The sequence below is a fragment of the Pediococcus acidilactici genome, from assembly GCF_016127815.1.
Taxonomy (GTDB): Bacteria; Bacillota; Bacilli; order Lactobacillales; family Lactobacillaceae; genus Pediococcus; species Pediococcus acidilactici.
Genome location: NZ_CP066046.1, coordinates 2,032,493 through 2,050,993, shown reverse-complemented (window position 1 = coordinate 2,050,993; position 18,501 = coordinate 2,032,493). Strand labels below are relative to the sequence as shown.

The window sequence follows — 18,501 nt, the reverse complement described above, 5'->3', positions numbered from 1 at the left end:
TTAGGCTACTAAAAAGCGCAAAAGTTTTTTACGACCTAATTATTTTACGCAGTAGCTACCTTAAACTGTTCGTTCACGTACTTAGCGTACATTGGGTGGGAAGCAACTAACTCTTGATGCGTTCCCGAACCCGTAATTTGCCCATTTTCCACAAAGTAAATTTGGTCGCTGTCCACGATTGTCGACAAACGGTGGGCAATTACTAGCGTAGTGCGCCCCTTCATTAAGTTGGCTAAGGCATCTTGAACCTTCATTTCCGATTCTGAATCCAAACTAGCCGTCGCTTCATCAAGCATTAAAATTTTCGGGTTCCGGAGAAACGCCCTGGCAATCGTGATTCGTTGCCGCTGTCCGCCAGAAATTTTTACGCCTCGTTCGCCAACTTCGGTATCCAGTTGGTTAGGCATTTCTTCAACAAATTTCCTTGCATACGCTAAATCTAGCACTTCCCACAGTTGCTCATCCGTAAAGTCGTCGTCCAAACCGTACGTAAGGTTATCACGGATCGTCCCCGCCATCATGGCCGAATCTTGGGACACAAATCCAATTTGTTTACGATAATTAGTTAACCGAATGTCTTGAATATTAGTGTTGTTAAACTTAATTTCCCCGTGCGTTGGTTCATAGAAACGTTCTAACAAGCTAAAGATGGTTGATTTTCCGCCGCCAGAAGGGCCTGCAAACGCAATCACTTGGTTAGGCTTAGCCTCAAATGAAATGTCTTTTAAGACTTCTTCTTCAGGAGCATCTGCGTAAGCGAAGTCAACGTGTTCCACCGTTAAATCTTTATCAGCCAAATCTAACATTTCACCATGATTGAAGTCTTCTGGTACTTCTTCCAACAATTCTTCAACCCTTCTTGTGGAGCCAGAAGCTTTTGCCATTTCTGAAAATAGCGTTGCAATAATTGGCAATGCCCCAATCAAATTAAACAGGTACATCAAAAAACTCATTAGGGTACCAATTGACATCACCCCAATTGCAATTCGGTGAATTCCATACGCCAAAAGACCAAAGATCATGCTCATGAAAACCATCATCATAATGGGCTGCATCGCCGCATCAAAAACGGCTTCTTTTTTCCCAATTTTAAACAAGCGGTTAATTTCCTTATCAGCGTGTTCTTGAGCTTGGTTTTCCGCGTTAGAAGTTTTTACCAACCTAATTTCACTGAGCGTTTCGCTAACAATCCCGTTAAATAGTGCTAGCGCGTCTTGCCGTACGTGGCCGACCTTCGTGCCAAATGCCATTACCGGAATCATTAAAATGACCACCACGGGAACGGCAATTACCATTGCTAAGGTCATGTGCCAATCCATCCGAATCATCATGTAGACGGTCCCTACCACGGTAATAATGCTGGCTAGGGTTTGGGGAAAGGTAACCGCCAAAAGCTGTTTAACCTGGTTGGTGTCGTTAACTAACCGACTCGAAATTTCGCCGGCCTTTACGGTATCAAAATAACTAACTTTTAGGAGGGTCAACCTTTCCCACAACGTTTTCCGTAAATTCTGGATGACGTTTTCCCCAAAGATTCCGAGAATCGTCCCGCCAATCGCCGAAAAAATTGCCGAAGCCACAAACAGTAAAACCACTTTTGCTAATAACGAGTAATCCACGCCTTTAGTAAAGTTATTAACTAATGTGGAGGCTAACTTGGGCACGTAGACTTGGACCCCTGAACTAATTGCTAATAAAATTACCCCCAACACTAAAAGTAGGTACTTAGGACTAGTTTTCTTAATCAACCCGAAAAACTGTCTAAAATTAAATTTAGTACGATCTTTACGGATCGAATCGTTAAAGCGTGCGTTTGCTGCCAATTTTAGCGCCGTCCTTTCTTCCAATCATCAAAACCACCAAAGCCCCTGAAATCGTCGGGACGCATTCTTCCGAAATGGTTATGCTGAAGCATTTGTTCGCGGGCTCTTTCAAAATGCGGGCTCATTTTGCCAAATTGTTCCCAACGACGATCGTTGCTGAACACTTCACTAAATTTTTCTTTGAATTCATCCCCGTCCATGTTTTCAACCATCCGTTTTAAATAGTCAGCCAAATTGGTTAACTCGTCGTCCGAAAAGTCCTTAAACAAGACGTCTTTTAAAGTCCCCCCGATGGATTCGTGAGTTTTTAAGCTTTCGGTTCCTTTATCCGTAATTTTAATGATGGTTACGCGAGAATCGCTAGGCGATTTTTCGCGAACTACGGTACCGGCTCGTTCTAATTTTTTAATAATCTGGGTTACGCTGGACGGTTTGATGTCTAAGAATTCTGAGATCCGGCCCGCAGTTACGTTTTCTTCCTTAGCTAGTAGCTTCAAAGTTTCGAACGTGTTATCCGTTTTTTCTTCTACCCGGTTCGCAAAAACCAAAAAAGGTTGGTGAGTGATTTTCATCAAATTGTCTAAAATTTCATCTTTATGCATTATTAAAGTTCCTCCGTTCAACTTATTTAGTTTACTTTTTATTTAACGAACTAAATAATAAAATCATTTAGTTCGTTTGTCAACATCAAAACTAAATAAATTATGATGAAAAAACCAAAACCCAGCCTTACCGGCAGTTAGCCGATAAAACTCAAGTTTTGATTTCGTTAATAATAGTTCCTAACTACGGAGCGCCTATTTAATTTTCAAATCCTGGAGTTGTTCCTCCACATCGTCAATCTTAGTGTTGACTTGTAATAAAGCCGCTGCGGTATACGCACTTTCGACCAAAGCCGTGTCGTACAGTTTAACTTCTTTAGCGGTCATTTCCATGGCCATCTCTAAATTCATCTTCGCACTGCCTAAATCGTAGAACGCGAGCAGCTTGTCTGCCGCATTGTCGTCAAACGCCTGCATGATGCGTTGCATCTCGGTACCCACCTCACCATTAGCGAGTCCGCCAGCGGTTGTTACCGGAACGTCCTGGGCAACTTGTTTGATTAAGCGCTGCACGCCTTGCGCAATTTCGGCGACGTGCGAAACAATCACAATTCCGTATTCCATTATTTCGCCTCCACTGCTAGTAAAGTCTTCAGTAAGTAACCGGTGGAAACGGCTCCCGGATCTAAATGACCTACCGAGCGTTCACCAAGGTAAGACGCCCGGCCCTTCTTGGCAATCATTGGCTTAGTGCTTTCAACCGCCCGGTCAACATCCTCGGCAGTGAACGTAGCCTTTTCTGAAATTGGCTCCCAGACGTCCACCATTGTTTTTTCGCCCAAAATTGCCTTGCCCCGCTTTTGTACTCCAGCGGTGGCGGCCACCAGGAGCTCGTGTACGTCACCGGTATTAGCCTTCGCCATTTCGATGAAGGCGGTTCCAAATAAAGGACCAGAGGCTCCGCCAACCTTGCTAATCAAACTCATCGCAATCGTTTTAAAAATTGCTGGCAGATCTGGAAAATCCTTCCCATCCAGGGCTTCCATTACAGCATTCATTCCGCGGGCCATGTTATTTCCATGGTCACCATCCCCGATTGGGGTGTCCAATTCACTTAAATAAGCGTGCTGGGCCTGAATCTCCTGATTAAATTTTTCCATCCACTTTTTTACGTCTTCCACTGTTAACAAATCAATCCGCTCCCTTCAACTACCATGCAATCGTGTGGGTTGCATAATTTAATTTATCGACCCAGTCGTCCTTAATTTTAAGGATGGTCAATGAAACTCCGGCCATGTCTAACGAAGTCATGAGGTTCCCGACTTTACTGAACCGGACGCGCAAACCTTCTTCGGCTAACTGATCTAGCACATCATTCATAAAAACGTACTGTTCCATAAGCGGGGTTGCCCCCATGCCATTTACCAATACCGCTACGGCGTCGCCCTTCCGAAACCGGAATTCCGACCTTAACTTTTCAATTAGCTCATTTGCCAATTTCTTAGACGGCTGTAATTTTTCCCGTCGATAACCTGGTTCACCGTGGATCCCCACTCCGTATTCAATTTCGTCGTCTGCCAAGAAAAATCCGGGTTTACCCACTTCGGGAACCGTCGCACCACTTAAAGCAACCGCCACGGTCTTCAAATTAGGCAATACTGCCGTAGCTAAATCCGCAATTTCATCCAAACTAGCCCCTTGGTCGGCTGCCGCGCCCAAAATTTTATGCATTAAAATAGTGCCGGCAACTCCCCGACGACCTTGCGTATAAGTACTATTTTCTACCGCAACGTCGTCATCGACCACGATCGATTTAACGGGAATCTCTTCCATTTCCGCCATATCCTGTGCCATTTCGAAATTCATCACGTCGCCAGAATAGTTTTTAATCACTAAAAATACGCCAGCACCAGAATTTACTTGCTTAATTGCTTCAAAAATTTGGTCGGGAGTCGGAGAAGTAAAGACCTCGCCACAAACCGCTGCACTCAGCATTCCCGCACCGACAAAGCCAGCGTGCGCGGGTTCGTGCCCACTTCCGCCACCGCTAACGATGCCGACTTTGCCAGCAATTTTAGCCAAATCCGTGCGGTAAACCACCCCGGTTTCTGGAATGCGTTTTAAATAATCTGGATAACTTTTCACCATCCCCTGAAGCATTTCTTCGACAACTTGCTTCGGGTCGTTAATAATTTTTTTCATCATGCCACTCCTTTTCGTTTTCTTTCCTCACAATTAGATTCTAGTTGAAAGCGGATACAATCACAAGTAATCTCCCTCTTTGATTTACCTGAATCGATCTTTTCCTTTATAATGTGGGAGATGATGCTAATTTTTAAAAGGAGTTCGCAAAAATGATTTTAGAACGGAACAACATGTTTAACATTCGTCAAATCAACGATGATTTAGAGCGGGTCATCGGGCCTGAGCACGTTACGGAGCTAAGGAACTTAATGCGTTACTACCGGTTATGCCAATCCGCAGTTAACGAAGTGGGAACCAAGCTGGAAAACCTCGACGGCGAATACGAGAATGAGTACAACCATAATCCCATTCATCACATGGAACAACGGATGAAATCGGTCGACTCCCTCTTTAATAAAATGAAAAAGAAGCATCTACCAAAGACGATTGCCGCGGTAGAAAACAATATTTTTGACATCGGGGGCATTCGGGTAATCACCAACTACATCAGCGACGTCTACACCATCAAGGAAAACCGGATTTCCCAAGACGACGTCACTTTACTCAAAGTGAAGGATTACATTCGGGATCCCAAGCCAAGCGGCTACCGTAGTCTACACCTGGTCGTAAAGGTTCCGGTCTTTTTATCAACCGGTCCCGTGGAAACCCCGGTAGAAATTCAAATCCGCACCGTCGGAATGGATATGTGGGCCAGTTTGGAACACAAGCTGCGTTATAAAACCAACGTTCCTTCCGCAAAGGTAGCGGATTTTGCCGATCGGTTAGTTGACGACGCCAATACGATTTATAAAGTAGAACAAAACTTACAAACCATTTACCGAGAATTATCAGAACCCGGGGTTTTCAAAAATGAAGAATAAGTACCCCGTCACCCGTTATTATGGCGTTCCGTTGGAGCTAGACTCTTCCGGCAATTATCGTTTTAAATCAACCATTAAAATTCACGCTTGGCGAAACGGTAAACATACTCGCGGTCATTTTCAAAAACCTGGCCAATTATTTTTGACCGAAAACAACCAATTAGTGATGATTGTGGCAACGGAAAAGATGAACTTCAGTCAACGTCATTCGTTAGCACCCATTCAGCGGTTCACCAAGGAGTCGATTGCACCCGACATGCTGGCAACCGCGCAACAAGTTTTCCATGAGGAGGATTAATTATGAAAACCTTAGTGGTGGTCGCCCATCCTAAACTAGCAAGTTCTACCACCCAGCCTTTTTTTAAGGCGGCCATTGAAGACTTCACCACGGTTACTTGGCATCCGCTCCATGCTGAATTTGACGTAACTCAAGAACAGCAGCTTTTAACCGAACACGATCGGATTATCTTCCAATTTCCGCTCTACTGGTACGGCGCACCGGGCCTTTTAAAAAATTGGCTTGATCAAGTTCTGACCGTGCGTTTTGCCACCGGAAATCGTTATGCGTTAGCTGATAAAGAACTGGGTTTAGTGGTTACCGCAGGCGAAGCAGCTGCTGATTTCCAAGCCGGGGGAGCCGAACAGTATACGATGTCTGAACTAATGCGTCCGTTTGAAGCGCTCGCCCATAAGTTACGGATGCGTTATCTGCCGATGATGGCCGTTCATCAATTTCTCTACTTGACTCCAGAAGCCCAACAACGGCTCCTCGTTCGTTACCAACAGTACGTAAACAATCCTAATTTTGAACATTTTGCCGGTCAGGTGGCTTGGTTTAGCGACCAGCTGCGGCACCAAATCACTAAAGCAGACCCCACCTCCGTCACCCTAAACCAAGTCTTAGAGAGCTTAGAAAATCGGCAAAGCGAGCTCGATGACCTGGCGTGGAACCTGTCCATGTTAAAAAAGGAGGAGGATTCCTAATGGACCAAACCGAAACTACATGGCTATTGGAACAAGCTCGTCAGCTTGCCCAACAAGCAACCACTTACCAACAAAAAGCCTTCTATGTAGCATTGGGCGACCTCATCCAAGAACAACAAAAACGGGCCGACCAACTCGAAAACGAGCTCGACGGCCGGATGTGGGAACACTAATCCACTAAAAAAGACCTAACCGAAATCCCCCCATAGGTTTCAGTTAGGTCTTTTTTAAAATTTTAGTGCTTGTCGTCACGCTGCTGACGATCCTTGTTGTTCTTTTCAGCCCATTCTTCACGGGTTAGCACGTCTTTAACATTAAGTTTGATTTCTGATACTTCCATGTTGGTGATTTCCTTCACTGCAGAAGTAATCTTATCAATCATCTTGTCAAAGATTGCTTGGGCGTTCTTCCCGTATTCAAGGATGGCATCCATCTTTAAGGAAACGGAATGGCTTTCGTCGTCAACGTCAACGTTAACCCCCGTAGTTGGATCGTCGCCCTTAGAAATTCGATCAGTTACTTTTTCAAAAATATTACCTTCAAGACTTAAAACACCGTCTACTCCGTTAGCAGTTTTGCCAGCAATTTTTGCTAAAACTTCGTCGTCAAACGTTAATTTAGTTTCTGGTTTTGCCATCTTGTTTTCTGATTTTGCGATTTTATTTTCCATGTGTCATTGCTCCCTTCGCGTGAATAGTTACTTAGCTTCTGGACGAGGCGCTAAGTCTGAATTAGGTTTACGATTGTTTTGTTCTTTCCACTCTTTCTTGCTTAGTACGTCACTTACGTGGAAATTCAATTCAATGACCTTCAAACCGGTCAAACGTTCAACTTCCTCGCTAATTACGTCGCATACTTGAGTAAAAATTTCTCGAATATCGTAACCGTATTCCACCTTAGCATTCATCTCTAGCGATACCTGTTTTTCGCCAACTTCAGCTTTGATTCCTTGAGTTGGATCCACCTTGTTACGAATCTTGTCGGTGATGTTGTCAAAGAATCCACCGTCAAATGAGAGAATCCCATCGACTTTACGAGAAGCTAGTCCCGCAATTTTTTCGATTACCCCTTCGTCAAATGACAAACTAGTTTGCGCGATTCTTGGTTTATCCATGGTTCAACGCCTCCTTAAATTTGCGACGATTCTTCCAAACAAACCATAAGCTTGATACCACCATTAGACCCATTAATGATCTTAATGGTTTATTCTTATCTGTTTTCTTGGCCATTGACAAAACCTCCTTAGCTTTGCTTGCGATCCATGTTCAAGGCTGACATTACTTCTGAAATCAATTGTGATAGCAGGCTTCTGCCGTACTTACCGAGTAAGAACCCGATTAAGGCAAGTAAACCAACTAATACCGCGCTACCAAAGCCAATCGTGACCCAGATAATGCCGAAAATCATTGCGATGATTGCTCCTAAAACTTCACTTTTCATTTGCCATCCCGCCTTTCTAAACGACCTTCAGTGACTTCTTCGAGTGTTGCCGCGGAATGATTTGGACTTTAACATCGCTCTTCATTCCTAGGTGGCGTTGCACACTCTCTTGTACTGAACGTTGAATATCTCGTGCATTGACCCGGTAGTTGTCATTGGACAAATCTTCCACGCTGACTTTTGCTTGCAAGTGATCCTTGCTGCGAACCCGCACCTTGGTATCAATGTTACCTACGTGATGGTCTTCAGCAACTGCCTTATTAATAATTTGTTCCATGGATTTCTTTGGAACGGTCAAGTTACCATGTCCATCCTGCAACTTCAAATCTTTCTCACTTGTCCGACTCATTAATGCAATTCCGAGCATTACTAACGCAAACAAGGCAACCAGTATGCTAAAGACAATTGCGATAACTTCCATTACCTGTGCGTTAGACGTCCTCAACGTTTCAAAGAAATCGGTTAGATACGGAATGTAAACTTCCGTTGCGATAAACCATAAAGTTAGAAGCAACGTGATTACTGCCATCAAACTCAATAAAGATTTACTGGTTCGATTCATGAAATCACCCCTAACCCTTCTTGCGCATGCCGAAGATTATCGAGACAATCACTACTAAAATTACCGCACCGAGGATTGACGGAATCAATGCCATTCCAGCTAAGGAAGGTCCCCATGAACCTAGTAAGCTTTGTCCTAACCAAGCTCCGACTAAACCAGCAACAATGTTACCAAGCCAGCCTGCTGGTAAATCACGACTTGTAAGTGCCCCGGCGATTGCACCGATGATACCACCAATAATTAATGACCAAATCCATCCCAACATAACAAACACTCCTCTCGTAATCTAAAGATTGACCAACGAACCCGTTGTTCATTGGTTCATCATTAAGATAGCATAGGTGGATACGCTTCAACAAAGAATATGCTTATGGAATTAATTACTTATTCGTAAGGGTGGATAGTAATATAGGAAGACTTCCAGAGGGTGCCATCATCCAGGAAAGTCTCGCAGATTAGCGAAAATACGGCATTAAGCGCGCGGTTAGGCGGTTGATGCCGGATTTTGGTTAACCGGAAGGCGCTAGATTACTTCAAACATTTCGGTAGTCCGTTTAGCAAAACCTGCTACCTAAACGTGGGATAGCGATTGAGGCGCAAAATTGGCTAACTACAAGAAACTGGAACCAAAAAACAAAAAAGCCCCTCAAGAATTTTTAGTTCACTCTTGAGAAGCTTTTAAATTGTTATTCATTCTTAGTCGCGCCTAAACGTGGGACGCGGATCAGTTTGCTTTACTTAAGGTTCGCCAACCAACCATCTTAAAACACAAACGGTGGGAAGCCCGAGTAGTGTTCTTCGCCGCTGCGTTCCATCCGGTCGTGGTCGATTGCTCGTGATTGGAAAATTTTAAAAATCCCGTAATCTTTAAGCGGTAGCCAATCTTCGTTAGACGCATTGTCCAACCGCTCTAGACGATGCAGATCGTTAATCGTAATCTTGTAGTTTTGTTCCAGCGGGTTGTTGGCGTGGAGCACCCAAAACTTTTTAATTATTGGCATGACGTGTCGTTGTTGCGCATATTGACACATCAACTCGTCGTTTTCCACCCGGTACTTAGAAGCAATTTTGCCCATCGTGGGTAAGTCAACAAAGCTATAATCTAGAAAAGGAAAATCCGCCATTATTTGCAAATGATTTTGTTGGCAATAGTCGTAAATATCGTCGTTTAACGACATTGGAAAATACCCCGTCTTAAAAATCATCGGGGCAACCGTAGCTTTTTTCCTAAGTTTTTCAACCTGTTCAATGCTAAAGTTAGCCACGCCTAGTGCGCCTACACATCCTTTTTCATACAACTCTTCTAAAGAATGCCACAGCTCGGTCATTAACTCGTCATCGTCGCCAAATACCGCTTGATCAAGCAATAAAGCGTCAAAATAATCAAACTTCATTGTTTGGAAAGCATCTTCAATGGCTTCTTCAAACGAAGGCTTGTCATTAACTTTTTTCGCAAAATTAACCGTAATATAAAGATTTTTACGTTTTAGTTTAGGTTGTCGGTACATTTTTAAAGTTACCGCAATATCGCCATGCGGTTCCTTAATCATCGGAAAATGGGCATAAGGGTCCTCATTGTCATCGTCAGTGTCCTTAATCTCTTCATAAAAATGACGGTAACCTGACCAAAGCGCATCATGAAGGCGACTAACCCCTAACGCCGTACTAATTATTTGTTTTGGTAGTTTAGTTCCGTTCACTAGCTCAGTTAATGCCATAAGTGACACCTTCCTCTACTTTGGATGTGATCATTTTATAAACGCGTAAGCGGTTTCTCATTAGGAAACCAGTTAATCTAAAAAGGCGCTATCGAGCACCATCGCTAAATTTAACCGCTTTTCTATCCACTTTAGCGTTCTTTGACATCATGCTAACACTTAATACACTGAATAGCAACATTTAGAATGAACCCTGTTAAATATTTTGTGCATTTATATTGGTACACCGCAATCATTTTCGAGGTTTAGCTAACCCAACTATCCCAGCAGCTAAAATCAAGGCCCCACCAACTAAGTTAAGGGATCCGCCCACGATTTCCAAGATACTGCTAGTTTTAAAAAATTTGTTTTTTTCATATCTTAAATTCCTTTCTATTACCCAAGCATAACAGTTATAAATCAGCTTTACTATTGCCAAAGAATTGTTTTAAACTAAGTATATAACTTTTAGAAATTAGGTGACAATCGTGATAAAAATGATTGCGACAGATATGGATCAAACCTTTCTTAATAACCAAAATACTTATAATAAAGACCGGTTTAAAGAACTGTTCAATGAAATGCAACGACAAAAAATTCATTTTGTAGCGGCTAGCGGTTCTCAACATGAACGTTTGCGGGCCTTATTTACCCCGTACGCCAACCAAATGGATTTTATCTCCCAAAACGGTTCAATTATTTACTCTGGCGACCAACTCTTAGACGTGGAGCAACTTCCCGTTCCGCTAGTTCAACAAACCATCGACACTATCTTTGAAAACTTTGGCGCTGATGAAGTAATGATTAACGTTTGCGGGTTAACCAGTTCGTATATTGATCAAACCACCCCGCAAGAGATCGTCGACTTTTTGCATAAATTTTATAAAGAAATTCGTCTAGTAAAGAATTTACGTAATTTTGTGCAAACCGGTATTACAGACCCCATTGTGAAAATTGCGGTTAGTTTTGCGGACAGCGCGGATTTGCCAAGTAAAATTCAAAATCTGCGTCAAAAACTAGATCCTCAACTGACTAGCCTAAGTTCGGGATTTAATACCGAGTTAATCGGATTTAGCCACGTTGATAAAGCGAGCGCCCTAAAGCATCTAATGGCTAATTATCGGGTGGCTCCCGCAGAATTAGTTACGTTTGGTGATAACGAAAATGACCTTAAGATGCTTCAAATGACCCCAAATGGTTACGCAATGAAAAGCGGATATCCCATTGTGAAAGAAGTTACCCAACACCAGACTCGTTTTGACAATGACCATGATGGTGTTTTAGACGTGATTGAAAGCTTGCTATAAGTTTTCAAGTAGCGTGAAAACGATCGCTTAAGCGGAGTAAAACTCCTTTGAGCGCACCTTATCTTTCTGTATAAAAGCCATCAACCAAATTCCTAAGGTTGCGAACCAACTTGCAAAAGTCAGTTGGTTCCGTTTAACCCAAAATCGACTATTATGCCCAATTTAGACATAATAGTCGATTTTTTAGTTACTGTTCACAAACTACCTGGCTTGCGCCCCCACTCTCGTATTTTCATCTACTATTCTTCAATAAAATAGACCGTCCGTAGCCATGCCAGCAGCTTAGCCTGCATTTAACGCTTAATTTTGCATGCTTTCCACTATTTTTTGGTAGGCCACCACGGGGTCAGCCGCTTTAGTAATTGGCCTGCCGACTACCAAAGCAGAGCTTCCTGCTTTTTGGGCTTCCGCGGGCGTCATCACCCGCTGCTGGTCGTCCTTCTTTGCGTCGGGCATCCTAATTCCTGGAGTGACGTACAAAAAATCTGCCGGGAGGACCGGTTTTAGTTGGGCAACTTCGTGCGGTGAACAAATCACCCCGTCTGCACCCGCATTTTCAGCAAGTTGGGCTAATTTTTGGACCTGTTCATTCATTTTCAAGGGCACATTTTGCTCTTCTTGCAACTGGCGCTCCGAAATTGAAGTAAGTTCCGTTACCGCTAATAGCTTAGGGGCGGGAACCTTCGCTGCCCGAGCACCTGCCATTAATCCGCGCTTAGCCGCCTGAATCATTGGTTTTCCACCTAACGCATGGACCGTAGTGTATTGAATTCCTAACTTTCCTAATTGAAACATGGCTTTTTCCACCGTGTTAGGAATATCATGCAATTTTAAATCTAAAAAAACAGCGTGTTCCTTTTGACGCAGGTTCCGTACAATTTGAGGGCCCTGTCCATAAAACAACTCCATTCCAATTTTCACAGTTAACTTAAGATGTGACGGAAATTGTTTTAAAAAGCTTTGTAATTCTTCTACACTTTCAAAATCCAACGCAATCATTACCGGTGTTTTCATTATGATGGCTCCTTACTGAACCGCTCCACCAAAGGCCAAAGTAGTTAAGGCACCGCCGTACCTTAAATGCACATCTTTATTTTGATGTAAACTTGCTTATCAACCTCACAGAATTGATTTAAAGCGATTCGTTAATTTTTTCTTAATCCTACGAGCTTCCCTCCCTAAAGTCAAGGGTGGTAAAATGGTTAAAACACTATTTAAGGAGAGCTTATGCAGAAAAATATTGTCCGTGACCAAAATTTCTTATCCCAAAAGTCAGTTCCTGCAACTCGAGCTGATTTACCAACGGCTTTGGATCTTGTGGATACTTTAGCAGCCAATGCCGATCGGGCAGTTGGTTTAGCCGCCAACATGATTGGGGTTAAAAAACAAATTATTGCCGTATCCATCGGCGTGATGAACATTGCCATGCTGAATCCTAAATTAATCAAAAAAAGCCATCCTTATCAAGCTAAGGAAGGCTGTCTTTCATTAACTGGCGAACGTTCAACCACTCGTTACAAAGAAATTGAGGTTCAATACCAAGATTTGAACTTCAAAAAACAGACCCAGCATTTTAGTGGCTGGATCGCTGAAATCATCCAACATGAAATCGACCACTGTGCTGGAATTTTAATTTAACCTTCGGAAATGTTATTAACCGGCTTCATTAGAATTAAATCGCGTTGTTCCGATTTTCCTAACTGAAAACGGTGGTCCCCAACTTGTTTAAAGCCCTGCATCTGGTAAAAATGCTGGGCTTTTTTATTATTCTCCCAAACTCCTAGCCAAATTTGACTTTTATGAGCTGCGTAAGCAAGTTGTTCAGCTTGCTTAATTAAGCAAGTGCCTACGCCTCTGTGTTGAAAAGACGGTCGTACATAAATCCGTTCCACTTCCAAAACTTGCGCTCCCATCGGTTCAGATTGTGCATCCCCAACGTTGGTTTTCAAGTATCCGGCAATTTCATCATCAATTTTTGCAAAAAAGAATTGCGATTCTGGATTCAATAATTCCCGACGAAGTTGGTCAACATTATACGCTCGTTGATAATGCTGCTGTAAATCTGCTTCCGCATTGTAGGGTCCAAAAGTCGCGCCAAAGGTTTCAATGCTTATCCTGCGTAAGTTGGCTAGATCTCGTTCTCGAATCGGTTGAACTTCAATTGTCATTCAATTTCACCTCAATAATCGCGATGGTTTCCGTTCTTAACGTAATGCCAGTCAGCATTAACGTTTTTTTCCACCCGAAGTAATAAATTACGAACCTGTTTAACTTCTTCTTCAGAGAGACCTTGCAAGGCGGTTGCGTTAGAATACTCGTTTTCCCGCTTGATAATGGGGTAAACGGACCGCCCCTTTTCGGTTGGGTAAAGGCGTTTAATTTTTTGGTTATCTGCCGTAAATTGTCGACTAATCAATCCTTGATCTTCTAATTTACGCAATGCTCGCGCTGCCGTGGTCCGGTCAACTCGCAGAAGTTCAGCTAATTCTCCTTGAATAATGCCTGGATTTTCACAAACTCGGGCAAGGTATAAAAATTGCCCCTTGGTAAGGTTAATTTCTTTGAATTCCACGTTAGCAATTGAATCTAACTCGCGTGCAATTGAACCAATAACTCGCAAAATGTCTTCCATTCCGTATTCCTCTCCACGATGTGTTATTTACGTAGTGCTCGCACAATTTGACCTTCAATTAACTTCAAATCATCCGCTTCATTTCCGTTATGAGCAAAGCGTTGTTGTAAAAAGTAAACCGCCAGCTGCCCAATAATCGTTCGTACAGTTGCCGCAGCATCCAGCTCGGGGCGTACTTCCCCTGTTTGTCGCAAAGCACGGTTCAAGCCCTGTACTAGCGAGTGTTCTGGATCACTTATCGTCGCAATGAAGAGCTGTCGAGCCTCTTCATTAGTGAGCACCTCCGTTAATAGAATCATTGCTGCATCACCATTTTCCACCATAAAACGGTACCGATTTTGCACCAAAAAGTGAACTAATTTTTCAAGCGAATTATATTGCGCTAGTTCTGCTAGCAAGTCATCCCGATAAACCGGAAAAAAATTTTCTAGTACTGGTTTGATGATTGCTTTTAGTAAATCTTGCTTGGTTTTAAAATACTTAAAAATCGTGGCCTGGCTCACCCCCGCCGCTTCTGCTACCTGCGCCGTTGAAGTTCCATCGTAGCCATACCTCGCAAATAAATCCAGGGCAGCTAATAGGGAATTTCGCTTTCCTTTAGGCATCTCTTGTTCTTGAAGCCATTTTTTGTAATTTTCAAATACTCTTCCGTCCATGTTCATACCTTCCGATAACGCCGTAGTCCGACAATATTTAACATAGTCAATACTACAAGAAATCCTAGTAATATACCAAGGTCTCCCCCTAACTTTGTTAGACTGGTTCCATACATCATGATGGAACTAACCGCATCTCCCGCATACTTAAGGGGGATTACGTAGGAAATTTTTTGCACCCAATCCGCCATCGTATCTAGCGGGATAATCCCTGCGAAGAATACTTGCGGCACCACGACAATGGGGATAAATTGCATCATCTGGAACTCTGAGTTGGCAAACGTAGATAATAGTATTCCAAACGATAACGCAACTAACGCCAACAACAAGTTAACTATGATGATGTTAAAAACGCTCCCCACTACTTCGGCTCCTAAAAGTTGAATAGTTACTAAAACAATCACCACGGTCTGTAAAACGGCAATTATTCCGTAGCTAATCATGTAACCGAGAACAATTTCACTGCGTTTAACGGGCGTGGCTAACAAACGGTCCAAAGTTCCACTGGTACGTTCTTTTAAAAGCGCCATTCCCGAAACTAAGAAAACAAAGAAAAAGACGAAAAAACCCATTAAAATCGGCAAGATTTTATCAAAAAAGTTAGTATCTGAATCCTCATAAACGTATTTACTGGTAACCTTTCCTTTTGAAGACGCCTTGTTGGCCGGGATTGCTTTATTTGGGGAAGTTTGGTGAGTAACTTGCGCCAACTTCGCTTGAAGCTCAGCGTTTGTCTTAATACTCCGTTGTAAAACATTTTTTAACTCCTGAACATTTTCAAGCGTCCTTACGTTGTTGAAGGCCAGTTTAACTGCCGAAGTTTTGGTAGCGTCTGTATTCGCGTACGTGATGGTGTAGTCTACACCGGAACGTTTGATAATCGCATCTGCTCGTTGATTATCTAAAGCTTTCCGCGCTGCGGCTTGACTATCATATTCCTTTACTTTAAAGTGCTTAACGTTTTCTAAGTCTTGATTCATCTTTTTAGTCACTCCGACAGTTGCTACGTTAACCTTAGTCGACGCATTGTTATTAAAGATAAAGCTTAACAGTACCAAAATTAAAATTGGTGCTAAAAACATTAGCGCAATCGTTCGTTTATCCCTAACTAATTCCCTTAAAACTCGTTGACTAATTGCTAAAATCCGTAACATTATTTAGCCCCCTCTGCTTTCAAAAAGACGTCTTCAATAGTGGGTACTTGGTACTGTTCCTCAAGCTTGCTAGGAGCATCCAGAGCAATTACGTCGCCGTCTAAAATAAGCGCCACCTGATCGACTTGTTCAGCTTCATCCATTACGTGAGTTGTGATTAAAATGCTGCGTCCCGCTTCCTTAATTTGCTTTAACTCCCGCCAAATTTGTCGACGTAAGGCTGGATCGATGCCCACGGTGGGTTCGTCTAAAATTAAAAGTTGCGGATCTCCTAGAAGCGCAATTGCTAAAGAAAGCCGGCGCATCATTCCGCCTGAGTAACCTTGGACTGGCTGGTCAATAGCTTCATTTAAGTCCACCACATCCACAACGTGGGCAATTTGATCAGTCATCGCTTGTCGGTTAATCCCCTTCATCTGAGCGTAAAATTTCAAATTTTCGCGCCCGTCAAGCTCAAATACAAAGCGTCCGTTTGCGCCATGTAACCAATTTGAGCTAATAGCTGCCGATTGGGCATCGTTTGGCCGAATATTTTTGCTTCTCCTTGATCGGCATTTTCCATCCCTAACGCGATCTTGATAATGGTTGATTTACCGGATCCGGAAGGGCCAATTAAACCTAGAATTTCTCCAACATTGATTTCTAAGTTGATGTCTTTTAAGACTTGTAATTTACCAAAACTCTTCGCAATTTTGGTTAAAGTAACCACTTTTTCCATCACGATTTCCTCCCATTTTTATTAGGTGAGTAATTACTCACTTACCACAGATTTAATTTAACACCACTGCATATAAAACGCAATCGTATTTAACTTCAATTGAAGTTAAAATATACTTAATAACTAAATACTGCTTGCTAATCCCCTTACGTAATTAGATATAAATAAGCATGGAGGTGAGTTTTAATGGCTAATTATTCCACTGGTGAACTAGCCAAAAAAGTAGGGGTAAGTATCCGCACGGTTCAGTATTACGACCGGCGACAACTGCTTTCCCCTGCTAAACTTTCAGAAGCGGGTCGGCGTGTTTATACCGACCATGAATTAGAACAATTAGAATTAATTACTTTCTTGAAATCGCTCGGACTTTCTTTGAATAATATTAAGGAGCTTTTAAACAGCCCGAATTTTGACGAAGTGCTCCAAACTTTGCTTAACCAAGAAGAACTACAATTGAAGCAAAAGATTAAACAACAAGAGGATACTTTAAAAACGATTGGTGAAATTAAACACTGGTTAACTGATCAAATTCCCATTACGCCTAATTCCTTTATTGGTATTGAGGAAAGCATTCGTCGGCGACGTAGTTTAACCAGAAAACGAAGCGCGTTGTTTGTTTTCGGGGGCCTAATTGATATTTTAGAAATATTGGCAATTTGGTATGGCATTTCCAGTAGTAACTGGTTGGTGGTGGTGGCCGCTTTTTGCCCCATTATAGTTGCGGTGGCAATTGCCGTATACGCATACTACCGCTCGGTTGAGTATGTCTGCCCGCAATGCGAAGCATACTTCAAGCCAGCGTTTGGCGAATTTTTCTGGGCAAAACATTCACCAAAGACTCGTTGGCTAGGGTGCCCCAACTGTGACTATGAGGGTTATTGCGTGGAAATATAGCACATTCCAAATCCCAGGTAACTCTCGAGGATCAATTAAAAAAGAACGTTAATCGCGGATTATGCGATTAGCGTTCTTTTTTGGTTAACCGACGGAAACTAGAGGTTGGAGTTTATTTTAGCCGTACTAATCTAATTTTTGCCCACCAGTAAAAAGCACGTCTCAAAATGGATTAGCATTCTTAAAACGTGCTTTCAAATTGATTGTCCTTAATTAGGTTTAAAAATTAATCTACACTACTTTATTAATCAAAAATCTTCTTAACTAGTCCAAATGCTGACCAAGCCTTTGGCCAACCCGCGTAAAATGCGAGGTGAGTAACTAATTCCACCATTTCATCTTTAGTTACGCCATTGGTCTTAGCCATTTTCATATGTGCTTCCAATTGAGGGAACGCTCCTTGAGTTAGTAAACTCGCGCAAGTAATCATACTCCGGTCCCGTGCCGAAAGCTGACTTTCACGCGACCATACTTCCCCAAATAATACGTCATCATTGAGTTCTGCAAATTTAGGTGCTAAGTCGCCTAACTGTTCACGTCCAGCCGTTTGTTTTTTTGCCATTCTATTCATCCTCCTCAACTGCTGCATATTGTTCTTCACTAACGGGCTCTAACCATTCTGGAGTTCCTGCGGTAATTGCCACGTGGGTAAACCAGCTGTCCTTAGTTGCACCGTGCCAGTGCTTGACGTCCTCGTGAGTAACCACCACGTCACCGGTTGTAAGATGCTGCGCCGTTTTTCCTTCTTCTTGGTACCAACCTTCGCCGCCGATAACTAATAAAATTTGAAAGCCATTGTGGTGGATATGCCAGTTATTGCGGCATCCCGGTTCAAAAGTTACGTTACCCACTCCTACGTCAATCTGAGGGTCGGCTACCAAGTTCTGTAGATAACTTTGGCCGACAAAATATTTTGCGTAAGCATCGTTCTTGGGTCCAATAGGAAAAATTCCCCCAGCTTTAATTGCTTCATTTTTCATTTTTAAAATCCTTTCAAATTTCAAGTATTTATTCGTTAAAGTTTCTC

Annotated in this window: 26 protein-coding genes and 1 pseudogene; 7 read left to right on the top strand and 20 right to left on the bottom strand. The window is 42.6% G+C overall.

Features of this window, described 5'->3' with window-relative positions; translation table 11 throughout:
• Positions 1-44 precede the first annotated feature (44 nt).
• The 5 genes from I6H64_RS09995 to dhaK all read right to left on the bottom strand — a co-directional run bounded on the left by I6H64_RS09995 (position 45) and on the right by dhaK (position 4,567).
• On the bottom strand, positions 45-1,823 hold the full coding sequence (locus I6H64_RS09995) for an ABC transporter ATP-binding protein (RefSeq protein ID WP_036685416.1): 1,779 nt from the start codon (positions 1,821-1,823) through the stop codon (positions 45-47).
• Between the two features lie 2 nt (positions 1,824-1,825).
• Entirely contained in the window at positions 1,826-2,425 is a 600-nt protein-coding gene (locus I6H64_RS09990) for a MarR family winged helix-turn-helix transcriptional regulator (RefSeq protein ID WP_008841611.1), read from the bottom strand.
• A 195-nt stretch (positions 2,426-2,620) separates the two neighbouring features.
• Positions 2,621-2,989, bottom strand: a complete 369-nt coding sequence (dhaM, locus tag I6H64_RS09985) for a dihydroxyacetone kinase phosphoryl donor subunit DhaM (protein WP_008841612.1) — start codon at positions 2,987-2,989, stop codon at positions 2,621-2,623.
• A complete protein-coding gene (gene dhaL / locus I6H64_RS09980; RefSeq protein ID WP_005918296.1) occupies positions 2,989-3,555 on the bottom strand; it encodes a dihydroxyacetone kinase subunit DhaL in 567 nt (188 codons plus the stop codon). The genes dhaM and dhaL overlap by 1 nt, the downstream gene beginning before the upstream one ends.
• A 19-nt stretch (positions 3,556-3,574) precedes the next feature.
• Positions 3,575-4,567 (bottom strand): dihydroxyacetone kinase subunit DhaK, encoded by a 993-nt coding sequence (gene dhaK / locus I6H64_RS09975; protein ID WP_036685401.1) that lies wholly within the window; start codon positions 4,565-4,567, stop codon positions 3,575-3,577.
• A gap of 152 nt (positions 4,568-4,719) precedes the next feature.
• Between dhaK and I6H64_RS09970 the strand changes: the two genes are divergently transcribed.
• Genes I6H64_RS09970 through I6H64_RS09955 form a run of 4 tightly spaced genes read left to right on the top strand, consistent with a single transcriptional unit; the run spans position 4,720 to position 6,587 of the window.
• A complete protein-coding gene (locus tag I6H64_RS09970) occupies positions 4,720-5,430 on the top strand; it encodes a GTP pyrophosphokinase (RefSeq protein WP_008841616.1) in 711 nt (236 codons plus the stop codon).
• The gene (locus I6H64_RS09965; RefSeq protein ID WP_002829592.1) at positions 5,420-5,728 is read left to right on the top strand and encodes a DUF7671 family protein; all 309 of its coding nucleotides are present in this window, start codon (positions 5,420-5,422) and stop codon (positions 5,726-5,728) included. The genes I6H64_RS09970 and I6H64_RS09965 overlap by 11 nt, the downstream gene beginning before the upstream one ends.
• A 2-nt stretch (positions 5,729-5,730) precedes the next feature.
• Complete coding sequence (locus I6H64_RS09960) at positions 5,731-6,414, top strand: NAD(P)H-dependent oxidoreductase (protein ID WP_008841617.1); 684 nt, start codon at positions 5,731-5,733, stop codon at positions 6,412-6,414.
• Positions 6,414-6,587 (top strand): hypothetical protein, encoded by a 174-nt coding sequence (locus I6H64_RS09955; protein WP_005918304.1) that lies wholly within the window; start codon positions 6,414-6,416, stop codon positions 6,585-6,587. Before I6H64_RS09960 ends, I6H64_RS09955 begins: the two co-directional genes overlap by 1 nt.
• Positions 6,588-6,649: 62 nt before the next feature.
• On the opposite strand, the gene I6H64_RS09950 is transcribed toward I6H64_RS09955, so the two are convergent.
• The 7 genes from I6H64_RS09950 to I6H64_RS09925 form a co-directional block, all read right to left on the bottom strand.
• Positions 6,650-7,084 carry an Asp23/Gls24 family envelope stress response protein gene (locus tag I6H64_RS09950; RefSeq protein WP_008841618.1) on the bottom strand — a complete coding sequence of 145 codons (435 nt, stop codon included), beginning with the start codon at positions 7,082-7,084 and terminating at the stop codon, positions 6,650-6,652.
• Positions 7,085-7,111: 27 nt separating this feature from the next.
• The gene (locus I6H64_RS09945; RefSeq protein WP_002832504.1) at positions 7,112-7,528 is read right to left on the bottom strand and encodes an Asp23/Gls24 family envelope stress response protein; all 417 of its coding nucleotides are present in this window, start codon (positions 7,526-7,528) and stop codon (positions 7,112-7,114) included.
• Positions 7,521-7,643, bottom strand: a complete 123-nt coding sequence (locus I6H64_RS10255; protein ID WP_002832505.1) for a hypothetical protein — start codon at positions 7,641-7,643, stop codon at positions 7,521-7,523. Before I6H64_RS10255 ends, I6H64_RS09945 begins: the two co-directional genes overlap by 8 nt.
• Before the next feature lie 13 nt (positions 7,644-7,656).
• Entirely contained in the window at positions 7,657-7,854 is a 198-nt protein-coding gene (locus tag I6H64_RS09940; RefSeq protein WP_002829587.1) for a DUF2273 domain-containing protein, read from the bottom strand.
• A gap of 16 nt (positions 7,855-7,870) precedes the next feature.
• A complete protein-coding gene (amaP, locus tag I6H64_RS09935; protein WP_002829585.1) occupies positions 7,871-8,416 on the bottom strand; it encodes an alkaline shock response membrane anchor protein AmaP in 546 nt (181 codons plus the stop codon).
• Positions 8,417-8,426: 10 nt separating this feature from the next.
• Positions 8,427-8,681 carry a GlsB/YeaQ/YmgE family stress response membrane protein gene (locus tag I6H64_RS09930; RefSeq protein WP_002829584.1) on the bottom strand — a complete coding sequence of 85 codons (255 nt, stop codon included), beginning with the start codon at positions 8,679-8,681 and terminating at the stop codon, positions 8,427-8,429.
• A 496-nt stretch (positions 8,682-9,177) separates the two neighbouring features.
• Positions 9,178-10,134 carry an aldo/keto reductase gene (locus I6H64_RS09925; RefSeq protein ID WP_008841619.1) on the bottom strand — a complete coding sequence of 319 codons (957 nt, stop codon included), beginning with the start codon at positions 10,132-10,134 and terminating at the stop codon, positions 9,178-9,180.
• 476 nt (positions 10,135-10,610) lie between these two features.
• Here I6H64_RS09925 and I6H64_RS09920 point away from each other — a divergent pair, with 476 nt between their 5' ends.
• Positions 10,611-11,420, top strand: a complete 810-nt coding sequence (locus I6H64_RS09920) for an HAD-IIB family hydrolase (RefSeq protein WP_008841620.1) — start codon at positions 10,611-10,613, stop codon at positions 11,418-11,420.
• 300 nt (positions 11,421-11,720) lie between these two features.
• Here the strand turns inward: I6H64_RS09920 and pyrF are convergent, their stop codons facing one another.
• The gene (gene pyrF, locus I6H64_RS09915) at positions 11,721-12,434 is read right to left on the bottom strand and encodes an orotidine-5'-phosphate decarboxylase (protein ID WP_008841621.1); all 714 of its coding nucleotides are present in this window, start codon (positions 12,432-12,434) and stop codon (positions 11,721-11,723) included.
• A 213-nt stretch (positions 12,435-12,647) separates the two neighbouring features.
• On the opposite strand from pyrF, the gene I6H64_RS09910 reads away from it, so the two are divergent.
• Complete coding sequence (locus I6H64_RS09910; protein WP_008841622.1) at positions 12,648-13,058, top strand: peptide deformylase; 411 nt, start codon at positions 12,648-12,650, stop codon at positions 13,056-13,058.
• Here I6H64_RS09910 and I6H64_RS09905 read toward each other — a convergent pair.
• The 5 genes and pseudogenes from I6H64_RS09905 to I6H64_RS09885 form a co-directional block, all read right to left on the bottom strand.
• On the bottom strand, positions 13,055-13,588 hold the full coding sequence (locus I6H64_RS09905) for a GNAT family N-acetyltransferase (RefSeq protein ID WP_008841623.1): 534 nt from the start codon (positions 13,586-13,588) through the stop codon (positions 13,055-13,057). The genes I6H64_RS09910 and I6H64_RS09905 overlap by 4 nt on opposite strands.
• A gap of 11 nt (positions 13,589-13,599) precedes the next feature.
• Complete coding sequence (locus I6H64_RS09900; RefSeq protein ID WP_002829576.1) at positions 13,600-14,052, bottom strand: MarR family winged helix-turn-helix transcriptional regulator; 453 nt, start codon at positions 14,050-14,052, stop codon at positions 13,600-13,602.
• A 23-nt stretch (positions 14,053-14,075) separates the two neighbouring features.
• On the bottom strand, positions 14,076-14,708 hold the full coding sequence (locus tag I6H64_RS09895; protein ID WP_036685404.1) for a TetR/AcrR family transcriptional regulator: 633 nt from the start codon (positions 14,706-14,708) through the stop codon (positions 14,076-14,078).
• A gap of 2 nt (positions 14,709-14,710) precedes the next feature.
• Positions 14,711-15,862: an ABC transporter permease gene (locus tag I6H64_RS09890; RefSeq protein ID WP_008841625.1), complete on the bottom strand. Its 1,152-nt coding sequence runs from the start codon at positions 15,860-15,862 to the stop codon at positions 14,711-14,713.
• Positions 15,862-16,580, bottom strand: a pseudogene (locus I6H64_RS09885) (ABC transporter ATP-binding protein). Before I6H64_RS09885 ends, I6H64_RS09890 begins: the two are co-directional and overlap by 1 nt.
• A 186-nt stretch (positions 16,581-16,766) precedes the next feature.
• Here I6H64_RS09885 and I6H64_RS09880 point away from each other — a divergent pair.
• Complete coding sequence (locus tag I6H64_RS09880) at positions 16,767-17,474, top strand: MerR family transcriptional regulator (RefSeq protein ID WP_008841628.1); 708 nt, start codon at positions 16,767-16,769, stop codon at positions 17,472-17,474.
• Between the two features lie 244 nt (positions 17,475-17,718).
• On the opposite strand, the gene I6H64_RS09875 is transcribed toward I6H64_RS09880, so the two are convergent.
• Together I6H64_RS09875 and I6H64_RS09870 are read right to left on the bottom strand one after the other, a co-directional pair.
• Positions 17,719-18,036 (bottom strand): carboxymuconolactone decarboxylase family protein, encoded by a 318-nt coding sequence (locus tag I6H64_RS09875; RefSeq protein WP_002829574.1) that lies wholly within the window; start codon positions 18,034-18,036, stop codon positions 17,719-17,721.
• A 1-nt stretch (position 18,037) separates the two neighbouring features.
• Positions 18,038-18,454: a cupin domain-containing protein gene (locus I6H64_RS09870; RefSeq protein ID WP_036685406.1), complete on the bottom strand. Its 417-nt coding sequence runs from the start codon at positions 18,452-18,454 to the stop codon at positions 18,038-18,040.
• Positions 18,455-18,501 lie beyond the last annotated feature (47 nt).